The sequence below is a fragment of the Streptomyces sp. W16 genome (assembly GCF_033194735.1).
Lineage (GTDB): Bacteria > Actinomycetota > Actinomycetes > Streptomycetales > Streptomycetaceae > Streptomyces.
The window spans coordinates 1-20,672 of record NZ_JAWOAI010000135.1 but is presented as its reverse complement, the minus strand read 5'-3'; the positions used below and the strand labels follow the sequence as shown (position 1 = coordinate 20,672).

At 68.4% G+C, this 20,672-nt stretch carries 14 protein-coding genes, 1 tRNA gene and 1 pseudogene; 3 read left to right on the top strand and 13 right to left on the bottom strand.

All coding sequences use genetic code 11. From position 1 onward, the window contains the following. The 7 genes from R6V09_RS19725 to R6V09_RS19695 form a co-directional block, all read right to left on the bottom strand. A partial coding sequence (locus R6V09_RS19725; protein WP_317882728.1) for a Rho termination factor N-terminal domain-containing protein occupies positions 1-574 on the bottom strand: 574 nt, incomplete at its 3' end. Between the two features lie 402 nt (positions 575-976). Further along, positions 977-1,906, bottom strand: coding sequence for a homoserine kinase (gene thrB / locus R6V09_RS19720; RefSeq protein ID WP_317882727.1), 930 nt, complete (start codon positions 1,904-1,906; stop codon positions 977-979). Positions 1,907-2,176: 270 nt separating this feature from the next. Next, positions 2,177-3,235 (bottom strand): threonine synthase, encoded by a 1,059-nt coding sequence (gene thrC / locus R6V09_RS19715; protein WP_317882726.1) that lies wholly within the window; start codon positions 3,233-3,235, stop codon positions 2,177-2,179. A gap of 6 nt (positions 3,236-3,241) precedes the next feature. Then, positions 3,242-4,534 carry a homoserine dehydrogenase gene (locus tag R6V09_RS19710; RefSeq protein ID WP_317882725.1) on the bottom strand — a complete coding sequence of 431 codons (1,293 nt, stop codon included), beginning with the start codon at positions 4,532-4,534 and terminating at the stop codon, positions 3,242-3,244. Between the two features lie 152 nt (positions 4,535-4,686). Continuing rightward, positions 4,687-6,084 carry a diaminopimelate decarboxylase gene (gene lysA, locus R6V09_RS19705; RefSeq protein WP_317882724.1) on the bottom strand — a complete coding sequence of 466 codons (1,398 nt, stop codon included), beginning with the start codon at positions 6,082-6,084 and terminating at the stop codon, positions 4,687-4,689. 63 nt (positions 6,085-6,147) lie between these two features. Then, the gene (nrtL, locus tag R6V09_RS19700) at positions 6,148-7,416 is read right to left on the bottom strand and encodes an ArgS-related anticodon-binding protein NrtL (RefSeq protein WP_317882723.1); all 1,269 of its coding nucleotides are present in this window, start codon (positions 7,414-7,416) and stop codon (positions 6,148-6,150) included. Positions 7,417-7,666: 250 nt separating this feature from the next. After that, positions 7,667-8,251: a response regulator gene (locus tag R6V09_RS19695; protein WP_317882722.1), complete on the bottom strand. Its 585-nt coding sequence runs from the start codon at positions 8,249-8,251 to the stop codon at positions 7,667-7,669. Between the two features lie 59 nt (positions 8,252-8,310). On the opposite strand from R6V09_RS19695, the gene R6V09_RS19690 reads away from it, so the two are divergent. Beyond that, positions 8,311-8,382 (top strand) — tRNA-Arg (locus R6V09_RS19690). 260 nt (positions 8,383-8,642) lie between these two features. Here the strand turns inward: R6V09_RS19690 and R6V09_RS19685 are convergent. Both R6V09_RS19685 and R6V09_RS19680 read right to left on the bottom strand, forming a co-directional pair. Then, on the bottom strand, positions 8,643-9,620 hold the full coding sequence (locus tag R6V09_RS19685; RefSeq protein ID WP_317882721.1) for a hypothetical protein: 978 nt from the start codon (positions 9,618-9,620) through the stop codon (positions 8,643-8,645). Between the two features lie 235 nt (positions 9,621-9,855). Further along, a pseudogene (locus R6V09_RS19680) lies at positions 9,856-10,638 on the bottom strand (tyrosine-type recombinase/integrase); the annotation flags it as partial. Between the two features lie 829 nt (positions 10,639-11,467). Here R6V09_RS19680 and R6V09_RS19675 point away from each other — a divergent pair. Then, the gene (locus R6V09_RS19675; RefSeq protein ID WP_317882720.1) at positions 11,468-12,337 is read left to right on the top strand and encodes a 4a-hydroxytetrahydrobiopterin dehydratase; all 870 of its coding nucleotides are present in this window, start codon (positions 11,468-11,470) and stop codon (positions 12,335-12,337) included. Between the two features lie 262 nt (positions 12,338-12,599). On the opposite strand, the gene R6V09_RS19670 is transcribed toward R6V09_RS19675, so the two are convergent. From R6V09_RS19670 to R6V09_RS19660, 3 genes are all read right to left on the bottom strand, one after another. Beyond that, positions 12,600-13,199: a lamin tail domain-containing protein gene (locus tag R6V09_RS19670; RefSeq protein ID WP_317882719.1), complete on the bottom strand. Its 600-nt coding sequence runs from the start codon at positions 13,197-13,199 to the stop codon at positions 12,600-12,602. A 401-nt stretch (positions 13,200-13,600) separates the two neighbouring features. After that, positions 13,601-15,157, bottom strand: coding sequence for a glycoside hydrolase family 16 protein (locus R6V09_RS19665; protein ID WP_317882718.1), 1,557 nt, complete (start codon positions 15,155-15,157; stop codon positions 13,601-13,603). A gap of 128 nt (positions 15,158-15,285) precedes the next feature. After that, positions 15,286-16,932, bottom strand: coding sequence for a chitinase (locus R6V09_RS19660; RefSeq protein WP_317882717.1), 1,647 nt, complete (start codon positions 16,930-16,932; stop codon positions 15,286-15,288). Between the two features lie 232 nt (positions 16,933-17,164). Here R6V09_RS19660 and R6V09_RS19655 point away from each other — a divergent pair, with 232 nt between their 5' ends. Then, positions 17,165-18,499, top strand: a complete 1,335-nt coding sequence (locus R6V09_RS19655; RefSeq protein WP_317882716.1) for an acyltransferase family protein — start codon at positions 17,165-17,167, stop codon at positions 18,497-18,499. A 212-nt stretch (positions 18,500-18,711) separates the two neighbouring features. Here R6V09_RS19655 and R6V09_RS19650 read toward each other — a convergent pair. Beyond that, a partial coding sequence (locus R6V09_RS19650) for an endonuclease/exonuclease/phosphatase family protein (protein WP_317882715.1) occupies positions 18,712-20,672 on the bottom strand: 1,961 nt, incomplete at its 5' end.

Genomic DNA, 20,672 nt, shown 5'->3' with positions numbered 1-20,672 from the left:
GGCGGCCCTGACGGCCGTCGTCACCGGCGTCGCCCCTGGCCTCGCCCTGCGCGGCGGCGGGCGTCTCGGCCCTCGGCTCGTTCTTGACCTCGGCGACGACCGTCTCGGGGCTGCCGGCCTCGGCGGTCGCACGGCGACGACGACGCTCAACGGGCGCGTCCTCGCTGGCGGGCTGGCCGGGGATCTCGATCTGCTGCTGGGCCACGGCCTTCTCGGCGGCGACCTTCTCGGCCTTCTGCTCGGCCGGGGCAGCCGTCTCGTCGCCCGTACGGGTCTTGGAGGTGGCGCGGCGCTTGGGCTTGGTCTCGGTGGCGGTCTCGGCCTTGGCCGGGGCGCCCCCACCCGCCTGCGCCTCCTTGATGACCTCGATCAGCTGGCTCTTGCGCATCCGCGCGGTGCCCCTGATGCCGAGGCCGGATGCGACCTGCTGCAGCTCGGCCAGCACCATGCCGTCGAGGCCGGTACCGCGGCGCCGCCGGGAGCCGGCACCGGTGGCAGGCGCGGAGGCGTCCGTGGCGGGCGCGGCAGCGGTCTCCTCGACACGCGCGCCCATCAGATCGGTGGTGTCGCTCACGAAGGGTCCTTCCCTGGAGCGGACGTCGGCCTGTCTGGCTCGGCGACCGGTTGTGCTGTCCGGCTTCGGTTCTTGCTGTGTGAACCGTGCCGGGGCGGTGGTCCGCCTAAGCGGCGGAAGAGATTTCTGGTGACGGCGCTTCCCAAAGCAGTGGCACCGAGTGGCTGTGTCACGTTGCTTGGTCGCACCAATTCCGGAGCTTTCCCGGCTTCCGGAGCGTGCCCGGCGAACCACTCAGTGCCCGGACGGAACACAGTGTGGTGTGGGAGGCTCCCGGAAGAATGTCTGTCCCTGACGGGGACAACAAGCACCTCGCCATGGTGGGGTCGGGTGCAGACTTGAGATTAACACTACCGGATCCAACAAACATTCCCCCTCTCGAAATCCGGCGACGGTACGTAGTCAATTGCTGCTCGGGGCCGCGAGCGGAAGTACGCACGCGCCTTGTTCGTCGAGGTCCAGCCGGTTGGCGGCCCAGCCCTCGCCGGCGAGATGGGCGACCTTGTCGGCGTTGTCGGCGTCGACCAGTGCCAACACGGTCGGCCCGGCACCGGAGATGACGGCCGGAACGCCGTCCGCCCGCAGCCGCTCCACCAGTGCCGCGCTCTCGGGCATGGCCGGAGCCCGGTACTCCTGGTGCAGTCGGTCCTCGGTGGCGGGCAGCAGCAGTTCGGGGCGGCGGGTGAGTGCCTCGACGAGCAGTGCGGCGCGGCCCGCGTTGGCGGCGGCGTCGACGTGCGGGACGTTGCGCGGGAGCAGGCCGCGCGCGGTCTCGGTGAGGACCGGCTTCCCGGGTACGAAAACCACCGGAACGATGGAACCGGCGGGGTCCATCCTGATCGCCCGCGCGGCGCCCGCGTCCATCCAGGAGAGGGTGAAGCCGCCCAGCAGACAGGCCGCCACATTGTCGGGGTGGCCCTCGATCTCGGTGGCGAGTTCCAGCAGGGCCGTGTCGTCGAGCCGGGAGTCCCCTCCTATGGTCACGGCGCGCGCGGCGACGATGCCGGCGCAGATGGCGGCGGAGGAGGAGCCCAGGCCGCGGCCGTGCGGAATGCGGTTCGCGCAGACGATCTCAAGGCCGCGCGGTTGTCCGCCGAGCAGGTCGAAGGCGGTGCGCAGGGCCCGTACGAGGAGGTGGTTCTCGTCGCGCGGGAGGGTCTCGCTGCCCTCGCCGGCGATGTCGATGAGCAGCCCGGAGTCGGCGACACGTACGACGACGTCGTCGTAGAGCCCCAGCGAGAGGCCGAAGGCGTCGAAGCCCGGGCCGAGGTTGGCGCTGGTGGCGGGGACGCGCACCCGGACGGCGGCGGCGCGGAAGGCTGGACCGGCCATCGCTCGATGACTCTCCTTGAGCTGCGTGATTGTCGAAGACATTCGATGGAATTCGATGACATCCGATAGGTACGTGGAGACCCTCGGGCCGTGGAGACGGCGCGGTGCCGAGCCATGCGCGCAGGCATATGCGGCGGGCGGGTTCGGTACAGCCTATCGAAGGAAGGTTCTGTGGCGACATAGGGCGCACAGGAGGCGCACGATGCGTGTCGTAAGCCCCCTGTGCACCCCCCGTGGGGATCTTCCCCGGATGCCGTTCCGCTTGTGGGTCTACGCGAGTCCGAGTCGCTCGGCCGCCGTCGCCGCGTCGACCGGGACGGTGACGGGCTGCGGGGCGCCCGCGACGGCCCAGTCGGGGTCCTTGAGGCCGTTTCCGGTCACCGTGCAGACGATGGTCTGGCCCGGGTCGACCTTGCCCTGCTCGGCCGCCTTCAGCAGACCGGCGACGGAGGCGGCGGAGGCGGGCTCGACGAAAACGCCCTCCTGGGCGGCCAACAGCCGGTAGGCGCGCAGGATTTCACGGTCCGTCACCTCATCGATGAACCCGCCGGACTCGTCCCGCGCGGCGAGCGCGTACTGCCAGGAGGCCGGGTTGCCGATGCGGATCGCGGTGGCGATCGTCGAGGGGTCCTTGACGATCTCGCCGCGCACGATGGGCGCCGAGCCGGACGCCTGGAAGCCCCACATGCGCGGGGTCCTGGCGGCGATGCCGTCGCCGGCGTACTCCTTGTAGCCCTTCCAGTACGCGGTGATGTTGCCCGCGTTGCCCACCGGCAGGACGTGGATGTCGGGCGCGTCGCCGAGCATGTCGACGATCTCGAAGGCCGCCGTCTTCTGACCCTCGATGCGCACCGGGTTGACCGAATTCACCAGCGCCACAGGGTAGTTGTCGCTCAGCTCGCGCGCGAGGGTGAGGCAGTCGTCGAAGTTCCCGTCGACCTGGAGGATCTTCGCACCGTGGATGAGGGCCTGGCCCATCTTGCCGAGCGCGATCTTGCCCTGCGGGACGAGGACGGCACAGACCATCCCGGCGCGTACGGCGTAGGCGGCGGCGGACGCGGAGGTGTTGCCGGTGGAGGCGCAGATGACGGCCTGCGCGCCCTCCTCCTTGGCCCGCGTGATGGCCATGGTCATACCGCGGTCCTTGAAGGACCCGGTGGGGTTGGCACCCTCCACCTTGAGGTGGACCTCGCAGCCGGTGCGCTCGGAGAGCACCTGCGCGGGCACGAGGGGCGTGCCACCCTCGCGGAGGGAGACGACCGGCGTGCTGTCGGACACCGGGAGCCGGTCCCGGTACTCCTCGATGATTCCGCGCCACTGGTGGGTCATTGCTGGTTACTCTCCTTCAACCCGCATGATGCTGGCGACACCCCGCACGGTGTCGAGCTTGCGCAACGCCTCGACGGTCCCGGTGAGGGCGGCGTCGGACGCGCGGTGCGTGACGACGACGAGAGAGGCCTCGCCGTCCTTCCCCTGCTGCCGAACCGTATCGATCGAGACACCGTGCTCGGCGAACACGGTGGCGACCTGTGCGAGAACACCCGGTTTGTCGGCGACGTCGAGGCTGATGTGGTACCGCGTGACGACCTCGCCCATGCCCGACACGGGCAGTCCGGCGTACGCCGACTCGCCGGGCCCGGTGGTCGAGTTGAGCCGGTTGCGGCACACGGCGACGAGGTCACCGAGGACGGCGGAGGCGGTGGGGGCGCCGCCCGCTCCAGGGCCGTAGAACATCAGCTGCCCGGAGGCGTCCGACTCGACGAACACGGCGTTGTAGGCGCCGCGCACGGAGGCGAGCGGGTGGCTGAGCGGGATCATGGCGGGATGCACGCGCGCGGTGACGGACCCGCCGTCCTCGGCCCGCTCGCAGATGGCGAGCAACTTGATCGTGCAGCCCATGTTCTTCGCGGAGGCGAAGTCGGAGGCGGTGACCTCGGTCATCCCCTCGCGGTAGACGTCGTCGAGACGCACGCGCGTGTGGAAGGCGATTCCGGCGAGGATGGCGGCCTTTGCGGCGGCGTCGAAGCCCTCGACGTCGGCGGTGGGGTCGGCTTCGGCGTACCCGAGCGCGGTGGCCTCGTCGAGGGCCTCCTGGTAACCGGCGCCGGTCGAGTCCATCTTGTCGAGGATGAAGTTGGTCGTCCCGTTGACGATCCCCAGCACCCGGTTGACCTTGTCCCCGGCGAGCGACTCGCGCAACGGACGAATGAGGGGAATGGCACCGGCGACGGCGGCCTCGTAGTACAGATCCTTGCCCTGCCGCTCGGCGGCGGCGTGCAGAGCGGCGCCGTCCTGGGCGAGCAGCGCCTTGTTCGCGGAGACGACGGAGGCGCCGTGCTCGAAGGCGGCGGTGATGAGGGAACGGGCGGGCTCGATCCCCCCGATGACTTCCACCACGACGTCGATGTCGCCGCGTTTCACCAGCGCCGTGGCATCGGTGGTGACGAGGGCGGGGTCGATGCCTTCGCGGACCTTGGAGGGCCGCCGTACGGCGACGCCCGCGAGCTCGACGGGTGCGCCGATGCGGGCGGCGAGGTCGTCGGCGTGCGTCGTCATGATGCGCGCCACCTCTGAGCCGACCACTCCACAGCCCAGCAGCGCCACCTTCAGCGGACGCGTACGCATCATCCGACCTCGTTTCCTCATACCGTCTTCGGTTTGACCAGTCTCACTCACCGGACGGGACTTTCTATCCATAGTCCGGATCGTGAGACATCGATTTCATTTTCACGGGGATGGAAGACGGGAGATCTTCCACCCCGCTCTCCGCCGGGTCCGGTTCAGCCGACGTCGAGCCGGAGCAGGTCCTCCTCCGTCTCCCGGCGGACGATGACCCGCGACTCGCCGTCCTTCACGGCGACCACCGGCGGGCGGAGCACATGGTTGTAATTGCTGGCCATGGAACGGCAGTACGCACCCGTCGCCGGTACGGCGATCAGGTCACCGGGCGCCAGGTCCCCCGGCAGGAACGCGTCCTTGACCACGATGTCCCCGCTCTCGCAGTGCTTGCCGACGACGCGGGCGAGCATCGGCTCGGCATCGGAGCGGCGGGACACGAGAGCGACGCTGTACTCGGCGTCGTAGAGCGCCGTCCGAATGTTGTCGGACATGCCACCGTCGACCGACACATACGTCCTCAGCCCGTCGAGCGGCTTGATGGTGCCGACCTCGTAGAGCGTGAAGGCGGTCGGCCCGACGATGGCGCGCCCCGGCTCGACGGAGATCCGCGGGGTCCGCAGCCTGGCGGAGTCGCACTCACGGGTGACGATCTCGGTGAGCGCCTTGGCGATCTCGTGCGGCTCACGGGGATCGTCGTCGCTGGTGTACGCGATCCCGAGCCCGCCGCCGAGGTCGATCTCGGGAAGCTCGATCCCGTGCTCGTCGCGAATGTCCTTGAGCAGCCCGACCACGCGATGGGCGGCGACCTCGAACCCGGACATGTCGAAGATCTGCGACCCGATGTGACTGTGAATCCCGATGAGTTCGAGCCCGTCGAGCTGAAGGGCGCGGCGCACGGCTTCGGCGGCCTGCCCCCCGGCGAGCGGAATCCCGAACTTCTGGTCTTCGTGGGCGGTGGCGATGAACTCGTGGGTGTGCGCCTCCACGCCCACAGTGATACGGATCTGCACGCGCTGCCGCTTGCCGAGGGACTGCGCGATGTGGGCGACGCGGACGATCTCCTGGAAGGAGTCGAGGACGATCCGCCCGACGCCGGCGCGGATGGCCCGCTCGATCTCGTCCGTGGACTTGTTGTTGCCGTGGAAGGCGATGCGGTCGGCGGGCATGCCGGCGGAGAGGGCCGTGGCCAGCTCGCCCCCGGAGCACACGTCGAGATTCAGCCCCTCCTCGTGCAACCACCGCACGACGGCACGGGACAGGAACGCCTTGCCGGCGTAGAAGACGTCGGCGTCGTGCCCGAAGGCGGTACGCCAGGCACGGGCCCGCTGCCGGAAGTCGTCCTCGTCGAGCACGTAGGCCGGGGTGCCGTGCCGCTCCGCGAGGGTCTTCACGTCGATACCGCCGACGGTGACGACACCGTTCGCGTCGTCGTCGCGGGTGACGGTCTGCGCCCACACCTTGGAATCGAGTTCGTTGAGATCGGCGGCGGGACCGGAGTAGTGCCCCTCGGGCAGCACGTCGGCGTGACGGGGTCCGGCGGGATGTGCGGAACGGCTCATGTCGTGTTCTCTTCTGTCTCTTCCTGGCGCTCGGATCGGGTGGTGCCTTCGTGGTCCTGGCGCTCAGAGGTGTTCGGGTGCGTCGATACCGAGCAGGGAGAGGCCACCGGCCAGCACCGCCCCGGCGGCTTCGGCAAGCGCGAGCCGGGCACGGTGGGCGGCCAAGGGTTTCTCGTCCCCGAGCGGAAGCACAGCGGGAAGGAAAGGAAGGGTCGCATCGGCTACGGCGACCAGGTGACGGGCGAGCAGGTCGGGGGCGCGGTGGGTTGCTGCGCGGGACAGGACTCGGGGGTGGTCGGCGAGGAGGGTGGTGACCTCTTGGGCGAGGGAGGTGGTGACCTCTTGTACGTCGCCTTGTACGTCTTGCGTGTCTCGTACGTCGCCTTGTACGTCTTGCGTGTCTCGTACGTCGCCGGGCTGGGCGGTGAAACCGAGGTCGGCGGCGTTGCGGCTGACGGCCCGGGTGCGGGCGTAGGCGTAACGGACCCGGAAGAGGGGATTCGCCTCCCGCTGCACGAGGTGGTCGGCGGTGGGACGGGGCCGGTCGTGGGCGGCGGGGTGAAGGAGGGCCCAGCGGGCGGCATCGCGGCCGAGGGCGAGGAGGTCTGCGACGTCGGGGGCGGGGAGTGGGACGGGGCGCACGTCGACGTCGACGTCGACGTGAAGGTCGAGGTCGAGGTCGAGGTCGAGTGGGGAGGGTTCCTGCGGCGCGGAGTACGGGGCGACGCCGGAGATGCCGAGAACGGTCGCCCAGGCGGGCTCGGGCGGCTGGGTCTCGCAGCTGGTGCGGACGTGGGCGCCCTGTGAGCGCAGGAGGCGGGCGACGACGTCCATGACGACGAGGGCGCGTGGCTCGTGGGGGGCGTGAAGTCGTACGAGGTGAGCGGCTGGGGTGTGTGGGCCATGACCGGTGGCGTGGGCGTCGTCGCCGATGGTGGGGTCGTCGAGGGTTAGGTCTTCGAGGGTTAGGTCGTCGAGGGTTAGGTCGTCGACGAACCCGTACCGCGGTCCGCGTCGCAGGATCTCCGCGACGAGCGAGGTGGACGCCGTACTCCCCAGACTGATGTTGAGAAAACCGGGCCCGGTGATCTCGACGCCGCTGACGCCATGCGCGCCGGCGAGGTGCGGCAGCAGCAACTCGGCGACGCGACGGGGGGTCTCTCCGGCGGGCCGGGCGAGCTGAAGGGCGATGTTGGTGGCGTAGTCACCCCACCCGCCGGCCCCCGGCACGGTCACCGAGGCCCGCTCGGGCACGACCACACGCAGCTCCCCATCCTCGACAGCACGGCGCACCGCGCGCAGCACGGTACGGGAGAGCTCGACGGGGGTCACGGGACAAGCGTAGGGGAGGAGGGGGGTGGGTAGGCCAGCCGGTTTGGCCGGAGGTCCGGGATGTGGACGCCGGGGGTGCGCAGGGCTTGGGGCGAGGTTGGGGTGTGTACCGGGCACGTGTGTGTGGGGGGGGCGGGACGGTAGGTAGCTCGCACATCCGCCAGGGGGCCAGCACAAGGATCCTGCACAGGGGCACAGGGGCACAGGGGCACAGAGAGAGGAGACCTGCGCAGGGGACCCGGGTGGGACGTCAGCCTCCGGTACGGCCACCCCGCCCGGCCCGTTCGGCCTCGCCCGCGCTGAAGGGGCCGCCGATGGACAGCCCGCCCGTCGCGTCACGCCCCTCGCGCTCGATCAACTGCCGTACGAGGGCGATGAGTTCGGAAGGTTCGAAGGGCTTGGCGAGAAACGCGTCGACGCCGACGTCGAGTCCACTGTCCACCTCGTGCTGAGTGCAGGCGCTGACGATGGCGAGGGGCAGATCACGGGTACGGGGATCACTGCGCAGCCGAGCGGCGGTACGCAGTCCGTCCAGCCGGGGCATGACGACATCGAGGGTGACCACATCGGGCCGTACCTGATGAATGACGTCCAGACACTCGGCACCATCGGCCGCGGTCACGACCTCGAAACCCTCCAGTTCGAGATTGACCCTGATCAACTGCCGGATGACCTTGTTGTCGTCCACAACAAGCACCCGACCCGACGCGCCTGGCACAAGTCGAGAGTAGGTCCGGACCGGCCACCGCGTCCGGGTTTTCCCCACTTCCACCCCCTGCGAGGGACCCGGAACACCTCCCCAACCGCCTCCCTGACCACCGAGAAACCTGTTCATGAACACCGGGATGGAGCTGGTAGGGTTCTACCCGTCGCCGCAAACACCGCGACCGACACGCCCCCGTAGCTCAGGGGATAGAGCAACGGCCTCCGGAGCCGTGTGCGCAGGTTCGAATCCTGCCGGGGGCACCCCTTATGAGGTGCTCAAAGACCCCGCCATCAGCGCGTTAGCTGAAGACGGGGTCTTCGCGTGTGTGCAGGCGGGTGCCGCCAAAAGCAGCCGTTTGTCAGTGATCACGTAATGACGACGTAATGATCTTGATGGGCTTCACGGCAGGTCAGTGGCCGTTCTCCATCATTGTGAGGGCAGCTTTCCGGCTCACCGCCGACAGGATGTCCCGTGACTGCAAACTCCAAGCGCGTGGCCATCGAAGAGTTTCCTGCCGAAGCTAGCCCGCCGCCGTGGCCAGGGCTCCTGGGGCGGAGGGCGGCGTCCGACAAGCTGGGGCCCATTCTTTAAGGTGGTCAGCCAGGTTGTCCGAGAGGTCATTTAGGTAGCTGTCGGGGTTCTCGGCAGCGCTCTCTGCAGCGCGCTCCAGGTCCGCGAGTGTGACCATCTGACTGCCGTGGACGAGTTCTTGGTCACGGAACTGGCAGAGCCGGTCGAAAACCACCTTGATGAGCTTGCCGATGCAGCCACGAACGCGCACCTCGGGGTCGTCTCGCCAGATGCCGTAGAGACGTACAGCGACCGAGCGCAGAGCGCCCTCGTTGGGCTCGCTGGCCGTCGCCATCCTCACCAGAGCCTCGACTATGAGCAGCTTCGTCTTGGGCTTGAAGTTGGGATTCCAGGAACCGTCCACCGCGCTCGGCCAGTGAAGGGACTGACAGACGCTGAGCCCTGTGGCGTGACGACACAGCAGCTCGGCTGCGACAAGTTGGGCGTTGAGGGAAGTTGAGCGCAATGCAGCATCGATCACCAGGATCGCTGTCTCGTCCGAGATCCTCTTCTGGCCATCCTCGCCGCCTTCGGGCCATAGGTCCACGAGTAGCGCCACTGCGAGGTCGGCGTAGTCAAGCTTGGTAAGCGCCAGCAGTCCTGAAGCCATTGCCGCCGGGTGTACGGTTCCCGATTCGGTGGGGGAGATCAGCTGCCCGGCACGCATCGCGGCATCCAGTTTGAGCTGACGTTGCTGGTCAGCTTGCTCCTGCGTCAGCCGTCGTTCTGTCTGGCGATTCAGCATCAATCCGATCAGGGACACCGATGCAGTTACCAGTACGCCGACGAAGGTGAGGATGGCAGCCAGCCGTGCTGTGTCGCCCTTACCGAAGGAGAAGGGACCAAGGAGAAACGCCGCAGGCGAAACGGCGAAAAAAGTGAGTACACCGAGCGATGCAGCAGCAAGTTTCTTGCTGTCTCCACTCATCCAGAGCCCCCTACAGCGGCCTACAGTTCAAAGGCCTGACGTTCCATGATGGCCCTGCCGGGGTGCATCGACTAGCAAAGTGGCCGAAGTTAATGCTCGACAGCGTCAAGCCGGAGCCTTCGGGTTACGTCCAACGCCGCTTCCATTGAGGACCGGTGACATGTCGTCATCCGGCGCGACGCACGACAGCCCCGCATCGCTTCGGAGCTGCCGTGTGATGACCGCGTGGGCCGCTTCACGGTTCGGCGTCGTTCTCCTCCCCCAGCCCCTTAAGTATCCGGTCGTTCATCTCCTCCTCTTGGCCATCGATGCACTTCGCGTAGATCTTCAGGAGCACATCCACCGAGTGGCCGGCGCGGGCCGCCACCTCTGGGGCGAGCACACCGGAGTTGAGCCACTGGGAGACGCCCGCATGACGGAGGTCGTACGGCCGGAAGGCCAGGACCGACGACACCTGATGCGGTACGAGCGCCAGTTCCCGAGCCTGTTTCCACGCTCGCGAGTACGACGAGGCCGCGATCACGTTGCCCCGCTCGCTGGAGAACAACCGGCCGTCCTTCGCCGTACCGAACTCCTTCAGGTACTCACGGAGCAGCCGCACCAGCGGAGGCGGTATCGGCACGACTCGCACTTCGCCGCTGGCCCGTTGCTTCAGGCGGCGCCGATCGTGAGACTCCCCGGAGTCCGTCCACGCCTTCCCAGCCGTAGGACGGGTCTCCGCCAGCTCGATCCGCCCCCAACCCGACGCCGGAAGTGTGCAGTCGGAGCGGCGAAGTCCCAGCGCCTCGCCCGGCCGCATGGCCGCGTAGTACAGGCACCCGAAGAACGCCTTCAGCCGCCGGCCGCTCGCGCGCTCATAGCCACCAACGTAGGTAAGAGCGGTCAGCAGTTCCCGAGCCTGCCGAGGATTGACCACCACCCGTCGGTCAACCTCTTGCACCGCACGCTTGCCTCGCTTACGCCGCACTCGGCTCAGCGGGTTGGACTGCAGGTGCTCCAACTCCACTGCGTATTCAAGGCGGCTCGCTCCGCTCACCGCGTGCGGCCGAGTCCCACTGAGTCCGGCTCTTTGTTGTTGCTGCGCACCGATCGCGATAGACCTGCGATAGACACCAACACCACCATGTGGGCAGCAATCGAGGGCACTGTCTAGTAGGGGCCCATGCGTTCGGCGGCGTCCTGCAACCGCCTGGACACCGGTGAGGTCTCGGTGTCGTGGGGCCGACAGCCTGATCCTGGCCGGCAGGGGCGTCTTGGTCGTCGTACGAAGCTGGGGCATGGGTGTGTGCGCTGAGCGAGTCGGGCGCGAAGTCGTGCTGACACCCGTATAAGGAGATTTTCGGGCACTGATCGTGCCACTCTCGGCCGGCCTTCCTGAGCTGCGGAGACGGTGCGCCACGCCGGTGTTGAGATAGGCGCCGTCGCCGAGCGCGGTCACACCCTGGAAGTCCTCGGCCCCGAGCCGGATTCCCTCCGGGCCTGAGCGTCCGCTGTGGTGCCCGTCACCGGACAGGCCGCGGTCACCTGCCCCCTCAGGTGCGTCATTGCGAGACGCTCGGCTTCGGAAGTGAGTCAAGACGGCACCATACGGGACCTGGAACCCGGCTCCACATGCCGTGATCGGCTTCGGTGCGATCGTCCTCGATTGCCCTTGCCACACAGAACAACGCAGCAGGCCGGCGCCCACTGCCACGGAGACTCAACCAGCCCCTGGAATCAGCCTGTTGGTCTTCCGTACGCCCTTAGACACTCACCGGACAGTCCGGATTGCAGGCCGTCCGAAAACGCGGTGTCGCCCTCCGGTGACCTGAGTAACCTGAATATGTTGGCAATTTGAGGTGATCTGTATGGAACAGATCTTCATCAGCTATCGCAAGGACGATGCCGCAGCCGAGGCTTGGTTGCTCCAAGCGAAGCTGAACGACCAACTAGGCGGCGCGTTCGTCTTCCTCGACGAATCCGGTGTGGCACCAGGAGCACACTGGCCCAACAGGCTGCACCAAGCTCTCGACAGTGCGTCCGCCGTTCTCGTAGTCATTGGGCCGAACTGGTTGACGGCGTCCGACGAGTGGGCCCGACGGAGGATCGACCTTCAGGGCGACTGGGTTCGTCTGGAGATCGAGACATCTTTGAACGCGGGCAAGCATGTCATTCCGGTTCTCACGCGTGGGGCTGCGATGCCTCCTGCCGAATACCTCCCGCCGTCAATCTCGGAACTGTCGTCACGGCAGGCCATGAAGCTTCGTGATTTCCATGACGTCGAATCGATCGTGAACCATCTGATCGGCCTGCTGCGTGATTCGGCACCGGATCGGGCCCACGGCCTGTATCCCCGTCCCGCCCACGATCTACCGGACGTCTTGAGCGATGAGAAAATCAACATAGCGCTGCGGGACGCCCTGCGTCAGTGGCGCGTCCAGAGGCGCCCACTCGATACCGAATCGCCCGGCGTCCAGGGCCCCATAGCGGAGCAGGTCGGCCTGTACCGGGAGTACCGATTCGGGAGCTTCGAAGGCGCGGTCGCCTTCATGAGTTCCTCCGTCACCGGGTGCAACATAATGAATCATCACCCGATCTGGGAGAACATCTGGCGCACCGTGCGCATCTTCCTCAGCACCTGGGACATCGATCACCGGATCTCCGACCGGGATGTTCAGCTGGCCAAGTACTTCGAACGATCTTACGAGGATTTCCCCGCGGCCGACCCTGCCCCCTGAGCCTCCCGGCTCCGGAATGACACAGAGAGACCAGGGTTGCGATTCCGTGGGAGTGGTGGGCTGTCGTGTCGCCGCTTCCAGAGCCCGCGACGAGCCCGTCGTGCGCCGTTGCCGTAGGCCCGTCCCCGGACCACCCCCAGGGGTGGCGCACGCACGAACGGCGCGCCGCCCCTGGATGGGACAGCGCGCCGTGGGTGTCACGTCACTGCCGAGACGTCACTGGTCGGGCGACGTCAGTGGTCGGACGTCATCGTGCCGGTGATCAGTGGTGGCCGCCGCCCCCGTGGCCGCCACCCTCGTGACCGCCGCCTTCGTGGCCGCCACCCCCGTTGTGGCCCCCGCCACCGTGGCCGCCACCGTCGTGGCCCCCGCCACCGTGGCCGCCCCCGTTGCGGCCGCCCCAGGACTTGTCGTCCACGATGCGGCGGTGGTCGTTGCGGAGGCTGGCGGTGTCGGAGCGGTTGTCCCAGGCGTAGTCGCGGCGGTCCTGGTAGACGTCGTGGGCGGTGTCGCGGCCCTTTCCGGTGTGGACGCGGACGGTGGAGTGTCCGTCGAGGCGGAAGTGGCGGAAGGTGTAGGTCTGGCCGTCCTTGTTCGACAGCTTCCAGCCGTCGAGGTTGACGCCGCGGCGGTCGTGGTTGGTGATCTCCACCCACTCGTTGTTCAGCGAACGGGCGGAGCGGTCGTCCGGTCCCGGCGAGTCGGCCTGCACGCGGCTGATCTCCACGCTCGGCCGGGCCGCGTGGTCAGCCGCGGTCGCCGGCAGTGCCGCCGCGCCGACGAGAGCGCCGGCAGCCAGCGCGGCTGCGGCCAGACGACGGACGGACACGGAAGGTGAAGAAGTCACGGGTTCCCCCAGCATGGTGCGGGCACATCCCTGGATACGGCAACGGCCGGACCCCGGGCTGTGCGGTGTGCGGGTGGCGGCCTGTTGGCCGCACACCCACACCTTCTCCACCGTGCCGACGAGATATGAGCGATACGTGAATCGCGTTACGAGTCAGTCGCATTTCCGTGATTGTCGGGTGCACCGTCCATTTATGCGCGTGATGCACCAGGTTGACGCACCGAATTCTTGCGGGCACTGGCCCGAGGTCCGTGATCGCCAGGGTGCGCCACCCCGGGTCCGCCGGAGGCGTCACCCGAAAGTGGATAACGGACAGTGCACCGATTCCCGTTGCTTGGAGGGCTCCCGGGTACACAGGTCCACGATCCGCCACCTGGCTGCGATCAGGATTTGTCTGGAGTGCTACGTCGACCGGGTCACTGGTAGTAGCAGGTCTTCGCCGTCCCCGAAGCCGGGTCGCCGAACACCGTGTTGGTGCACGGGGTACCGCCCGTGAAGGTGCCGTAGAAGTACTGGCCGCCCGCCCCGTACGCCACCTCGTGAGTGCCGGAGAAGGTGCAAGTCCCGCCTTCCGGCGCACAGTTGGTCCACGTGGCGAAGGACGGCGGTGGAGCTACGACGTAGCAGGACTTCGCGGTGCCTGGGATCGGGTCGCCGAAGACCGTGTTGGTGCAGGGGGTGCCGCCCGGAAGCGTGGCGTAGCGGTATGCACCGGCGGCGCCGTACGCGACCGTCATCACGCCCGAGAAGGAACACGTCGCGTTCTCGGACGCGCACGACGACCAGATGTTCGTCGCCGGTGGTGCTGATTCGGCGTAGCAGGACTTCACCACTCCGGTCGCCGGGTCGCCGAAGACGCCCGTGGTGCACGGTGTCGAGCCGGTGGCGGTCGTGTAGTTGAAGCGGCCGTTGGCGCCGAAGGCCACTGCCGATGTGCCGTTGACCGCGCACGTCCCGTTCTCCGCCGCGCACTGGGTCCAAGTGCCGGGCAGGGCCTGGGTGGTGGAGCCGGTGGAGGAGCCGCCGCTCGTGGTGTACGCGGCCACGTAGTCGACGCTCAGGGCTCCGCCCGAGGAGGTCGAGGCGCTCGGGGTGGTGCAGCCGCACGCCGCGTTGGGGAACGTGCCGCCCATCGCCAGGTCGAGGATGATCGACTGGTTGTGGTCGAAGGCCGCCTGCCAGGTGGCGGTGCCCACTTGGGCCTCGGTGACCGAGTAGTAGGCGCTGCCGTCCAGGTAGAAGGTGATCGTCTCCGCCGAGGTGTCGGTGCGGTCGAGGATCATCGAGTACGTGTGGAAGCCGCTCTGGCAGCCGGGGCAGGCGCGCAGGCCGCTGCTGATTCCGGTGCCCTCGTTGCAGGGGCCGCCCGGGGAGGTGCCGCAGTGGATCGTGCCGGCCACGTCGGAGAGGGCGTTGACGTCCTCCATGATGTCGATCTCGCCGTTCTCCGGCCACTGGCCGGGGCCCAGCATCCAGAACGCCGGCCAGTAGCCCAACCCGCTTGCGGGGCTTGGCTGTTGGATGGACGCGGTGACTTCCAGCTTGCCGCCGGCCGGTGCGCCCACGTTCGCGGTCGGGGTCTGGATCCGCCCCGAGGTCCATGAACTGCCGGAGCCCAGCGCGGTGATGTTCAGGTTGCCGTTGCCGTCGAGGTGGGTGTTGGCGGTCGAGTCGGTCATCGTCTCGATCTCGCCGGTGCCGAAGCTCGAACCCGGGCCGGTGTCGAACTTCCAGTTGGCCGACGAAGGGGCCGATCCCGCCGAGCCGTTGAAGTCGTCGGTGAAGACGGTGGACCAGCCGGAGGGGGCTCCAGGGGCGGCGGCCGTGGCGGGCTGGGTGATGGTGGTGCCGTAGAGCAGAGCGACCATCGGGGCCAGGGTCGCCAGCCAGACCAGTCGTCTCGTCCGTGGTCTGCGTCCGGTGGTGTGGGTGTCCTTCGTTCCGAACTTCGATCTGAACTTCGATCTGAACATCGTCCGGCCTTCCGTATGAGGATCTGGCGGAACGTGCAGAACCCGGCGGCCGGTGGATTGAAACGTTCAATCCACCGGCCGACCGAGCGGAATCGGCATCGCCGTCGACATCGGCTTCAGGGGTGCGGCTACTGCACGTAGCAGGACTTCGCCGTACCGGACACGGGGTCACCGAAGACCGCGTTGCTGCACCCGGTGGCCCCGGAGACGGACCGGTACACGTACCGCCCGGCCGCGCCGTACGCCACCTCGTGGGTGCCGGAGAAGGTGCAAGTCCCGTTCTCCGCAGCGCAGTTGGTCCACGTGGCGAAGGACGGCGGGGCGCCGATCAGGTAGCAGGACTTGGCGGTGCCGGAGGCCGGGTCGCCGAACACGGCGTTGGAGCACGCGGTGCCGCCGGGCAGCGTCGCGTAGCTGAACGAACTGCCGGCGCCGTACGCCACCGTCATTACACCGGAGAAGGCGCAGGTGCCGCCCTCGGACACGCAGGAGGTCCACACGTCGGTGGCGGGCGGGGCACTCTGGCCGTAGCAGGACTTGGCAGTGCCGGAGATCGGGTCGCCGAAGACCGCGTTGGTGCAGGGTGTGGAGCCGGTCTCCGTCGCGTAGTTGAAGTGGCCGCTCGCGCCGTAGGCCACGGCAGTCGTCCCGCTGACCGCGCAGGTGCCGTTCTCGCTCGCGCACTGGGCCCAAGTCCCGGGCAGCGCCTGCGCGGTGGAGCCGGTACCGCCACCGCCACTGCTGCTGCCGGAGGTGAACGGCTGGAAGATCCGTGCGAAGTCACCGGTGTTCTGGCTGACGCCGCTGCAGGTGCCGGAGGCCGAAGTCGAGCCGGGGCAGCCGCCGTTGTCGCGGTTCTGCGACCAGTACGACACCAGGGCGATCCCTCGGGAGGCGTCGAAGGCCTCGACGCTGCGGGCGTTGTCGAGGGTGAAGATCTCGCCGGCGCTGTCGTTCTGGCCGATCATCGGGGTGTTGCCGAGCTTGGCGTAGGCCGCGGACGTGGAGATGCCGAACGCGCTCGCGACCTGGCTCGCCGCGGCGTCCACTGCCGTGTTGGCCGCGTTGCCCATGTCGGTGCCCGAGGAGCCGTAGTCCATGGTCATCAGGTTGACGATGTCCGGGGTGAAGCCGTTGGAGCGGGCGTTGTTGAGGATGTTCACGCCGTCGCCCGACAGGCCGCTGGGCAGCGCCGGGAGCGTGAAGGAGACCGACAGGGAACGGCCGTTGTTGGCGGCCCAAGTGCGCACCTGGGCAAGGGCCTTGTCGCGGCGGTCGATGCCGGCCGAGTTGGTGAGCGACGCCGACTCGATGTCGAAGTCGACGTGCGAGAGGTTGAAGGTGGTGATGACGTTCTCGATCTGCGCTGCCGCCGCCTCCGGGCTGGAGCAGGAGTCGCCGATCTCGGTGAGTGCGGTGTCGGCGCCGTAGCCGCCGAACGACACGGAGACGTCGCCGCCTTGGGCGCGCAGGGCGTCGATCTGCGTCTGGAGGGAGGCCTGTTCGCCGATCTGCCAGTTGCAGCCGGGGCCGTCGACGAACGCGATGGTGAAGAACTTGGTGCCGTAGTTGTTGGCCACGTCGGTGAGGGAAACGTTTCCCGACCAGGTGTCCGCGAACGGGGCGAACACATGGGCGGGCCAGGCGTTCGGGGCGGAGGCCGCCGACGCGGGTGCCGCCGCCGAGGCGAGGCCGGCCGCCGCGAGGGCGCCGGTCAGCAGGGCGGTGGAGAGAACGGAACGGAAGAGAGAACGGGATCTCGATCGGGTACGCATGCGCGACCTCCACGGGGGGACGGGGGGTGAATCGATTCAATCCCTGCGCGATATTGGTGCAGACCAATTCGCTGTGTGGGCTCAGGGAAGCAGCGTTGACAGGGCCGAGTCAAGGCAAGGGGGAGTCAAGAGGCGCGCGGAGCGAACGCGGGTGTCGTGACGGGCACGGATTGGTTGCGGGACGGCGCCACTCTCCCTCAACTACCGCCCGCCGACGGCACCATGGCGTCCCATGGGGGACTTGAGCGGGGGCAGTGGGGGCCGGGATCGCTACGTCGACTTTCTGCGAGCGTGGGCGATCGTGCTGATGGTGCTCGGGCACTGGCTGATCACCGGGTTGGTGCGGGATCCCAACGGGGCGATCGGCGCACCGGAGTTGCTCGCGACCGTGCCCTGGACCCAGTGGCTCACCCTGGGGTTCCAGATCATGCCGCTGTTCTTCCTGGCCGGCGGGCACGCGGCCGGCGGTTCCTGGGCGCGGGCGCGGACCGAGGGCCGTACCGCGACCGGGTGGGTGGGGCAGCGGGCGCTACGGCTGCTGCTGCCGGCCGGGGTGTACAGCGCGCTGGTGCTGGTCGCCGTGGCGATCTGCGCGGCGGTCGGGGTGGACCCCGGCATCCTCGCGCTCGTCGGGTGGGCGATGGCCATGCAGTTCTGGTTCCTGCCGGTGTATCTGCTGCTCAGCGCGGCAACTCCGGTTCTGCACGCGGCACATCGGCGGTGGGGGCTGCGGGTGCCGGTGGTGATGGGGGTGGTCGCGGTCGGTGCCGATGCGCTGGTGGTCAGCGTGCACGCGCCCTTCGTCGGGCTGCTCAACTACGTGCTCGTGTGGGGCGTTGCCTATCAACTGGGTTTCTGCTGGCGGGACATGCTGCTCACCGAGCGGTCCGCCGTCTCCGCGTTCATGGCCGCGGGCGGTGCGGTCGCCTTCGCGGTGCTGGTCTCGTTCGGGCCCTTCCCGGTGAGTCTGATCCTGGTGACCGGGCAGAGTCCCAGCAACACCGATCCCCCGTCGGCGGCCATGTTGGCGTGGGCAGTTGGGCAGGTCGGGTTGGCGCTGCTGCTTGCGCCGGTGCTGCGACGACTGTTGGAGCGCGAGCAACTCTGGCGGTTGGTACGGCCGTTGGGTGGCGCCAGTATGACGCTCTACCTGTGGCACATGCTGCCGGTGCTGATCGTCGCCGGCGCCTTCTATCTCACCGGGCTCGCGCCCGAACCGGTCTACGGGTCGGGGAGTTGGTGGGCGTTGCGGGTGCCGTGGCTGGGCGTGCTCGGGGTGGTGCTGGTGGGGGTCGTAGGGGCGCTGCGGCCGTTGGAGCGTGGGCTCGCGGCGGTGTACGAGCGGACGCGGCCCGGTGATCTCCCTCATGAACTCCCGCGTCGGCCTTGGGCATTGTGGCTCGGGATGGCGGCGAGTGTGAGTGCGCTGACGTGGTTCGCCGGGCATGGGTTCGCCTACGACGGGCGGTTCCCTGTGCTGCCTGCGCTGGGGCTGTCGGTGGGGGTCGGGCTGGTCATGGTGGCGGGGCGGAGTACAGCGGACCGGGGTGTGCGCCTTAGCGTCTGAGTGGCTTGTGTTGTCTTGCGAGTGGCGGGTGCGTTGTGGCTGGTCGCGCAGTTCCCCGCGCCCCTAGGGGGTTGCCCTGCCCGGGGTTTGGAGTGGACGTCGGTCTTGGTGCAATACAGCTGGGGGCTTGCCCTTGGTCTCCTCGCCGGGGCCGGTCATGGTGACGGGGCAGGACAGCTCACGCCGTTCCGCCCCGTCACCGTCCAACTGCCTTAGTGCCTACGGCATTTGGCGAGGTCGATCCGGACGATCTGCGGGTCGTGGTCGCTCGCCTGGTCCGCGAACTCCGCGTTGATGTGCACGACGTCGTAGTTGAAGGACGTCACCGCGGGGCTGGTCAGGATGTGGTCCAGGGTCTGGGAGTTGCCGTCGTAGACGTAGGTGTAGCGCTCGGCGGCGGGGAGGGTGGTGATGAGGGGCTTGAGGACGTTGTCGGCCGTCAGGGTGGTCACCGTCTGGGAGAACTCGTAGTCGTTCAGGTCGCCGAGGACGACCGCCTTGGCGTTCTTGTCCGCCGCGAGCAGGGACTTGACGAAGGTGTTGACCTCCGCCGCCTGGGCCGCGCGCTGGGTCTCCGAGCTGCGGGCCGGGGGCTGGTAGCGGCCGTGGATCGGCTGGTCGCCGCCCTTGGAGATGAAGTGGTTGGCGATCACGAAGACCTGCTCGCCCTGGAAGGTGAACTCACCGACCAGGGGCTTGCGGCTGTCCTCCCAGGCCGCGTTGGTCGGGTCGATCCGGCCCGGGGAGTAGGTGAGTTCGACGCCCTTGCGGGTCTTCACCACGCTCGTGGCCGTGGTCGCGTCGCCGCCGGGGTGGTCGGTGAAGGAGACCCGCTTGGGGTTGAAGAGGAAGACCTGGCGGATGTTGCCGCCGGGCTCGCCGCCGTCCTGGTCGTTGGTCGGCGAGATGTAACGCCACTTGTAGACCGGGCCGCCGGCCGCGCGGACCGCGTCCGTGAAGCGCTTCAGGGTGGCCTCGGCCGTCACCGTGCCGTCGTTCGTCGCGCCGTTGTCGTCCTGGATCTCCTCCAGGGCCACGATGTCGGGCGAGTTGAGGTTGACCGCGACACCCTCGGCGAGCCGGTCGAACTTCTCCTGGGTGTCGAGCGCGTCCAGGTTCTCCACGTTGTACGTGGCGACCGCCAGCTCGTCCTTCTTCTGACGGCGGGTCACTTCCTGCTTCAGGCCGTTGTCGACGAGGGTGCCGAGCTGGGTGGCCTGGACGTTGTAGCCGCCGTAGGTGGAGTAGTCGAGGGGGCCGGTCGTGGTGCCTGACAGTTCGTCACCGACGTTGGCCACGGGGAACGTTGACGTCGTGTCGAGCGACATCACCTCGATACGGCCCGTGTTGGGCTGGTCGTACGAGGAGTACAGGGTGCCGCCGCGCGCCGTGGCGTTCTCCTCCGGCTTGACCGTGACCCACAGCTCGCCGTACGCGTCCGAGGCGCCGACCACGCGCGCGTCGGCGAACGTGACCCGCATGCCCTCCAGGGACTCGAAGAAGTCCTGGGCGTAGACGGTCGGTTGGAGGGCGAGGGACTCGATGCTGCCGCCGGACGCGGTCGGGATGTAGGCGTCGGGGACCGAGGTCGCGTCCAGTGTCACGGCGTCCGGCAGGGCGTTGCCGCTGGAGAGGACCGTGGTGGTCGGGCCGCCGATCTCGGTGTTCGACTGGCTGGTGCTGCTCGGGTAGTACTCGCTGACCTTGCCGGTGACCAGGACCGAGTCGCCGACCGCCACGGTGGGCTTGGTGGAGCCGGTGTAGACGAAGACGGCCTCGCTGGTGCGCGGGTCGGTGTCAGGGGTGGGGTCCTGGATCCAGTAGCCGAGCGAGCCGCTGCTGCGGACGCCGGTGACGACGCCCGGGACGCGGGTGACCGTCTGGCCGGAGTACGGCGAGAGGCGGGTCGTGCCCTGGATGTCGTGGACGCGCACGGTGCCGGGGTCGGTCGGCGAGCCGCCGTCACCGCCGCCGTCGCCCGAACCGGGCGTCTGGCCCGCCGAGTTGACCGGTGACGGGGTACCGGCGGTGAAGTCCGCCGCATTGTCGTCGGTGTCGGCGAGCGAGTCGGCGCGCGCGACGGACGCCGTGTTGGAGGCGCCGGTGGCCGGGCCGCTGCCCTCGCGGACGACCGCGGTGCCGTAGCCCGTCAGGTCGACGATACGGGTGTCGG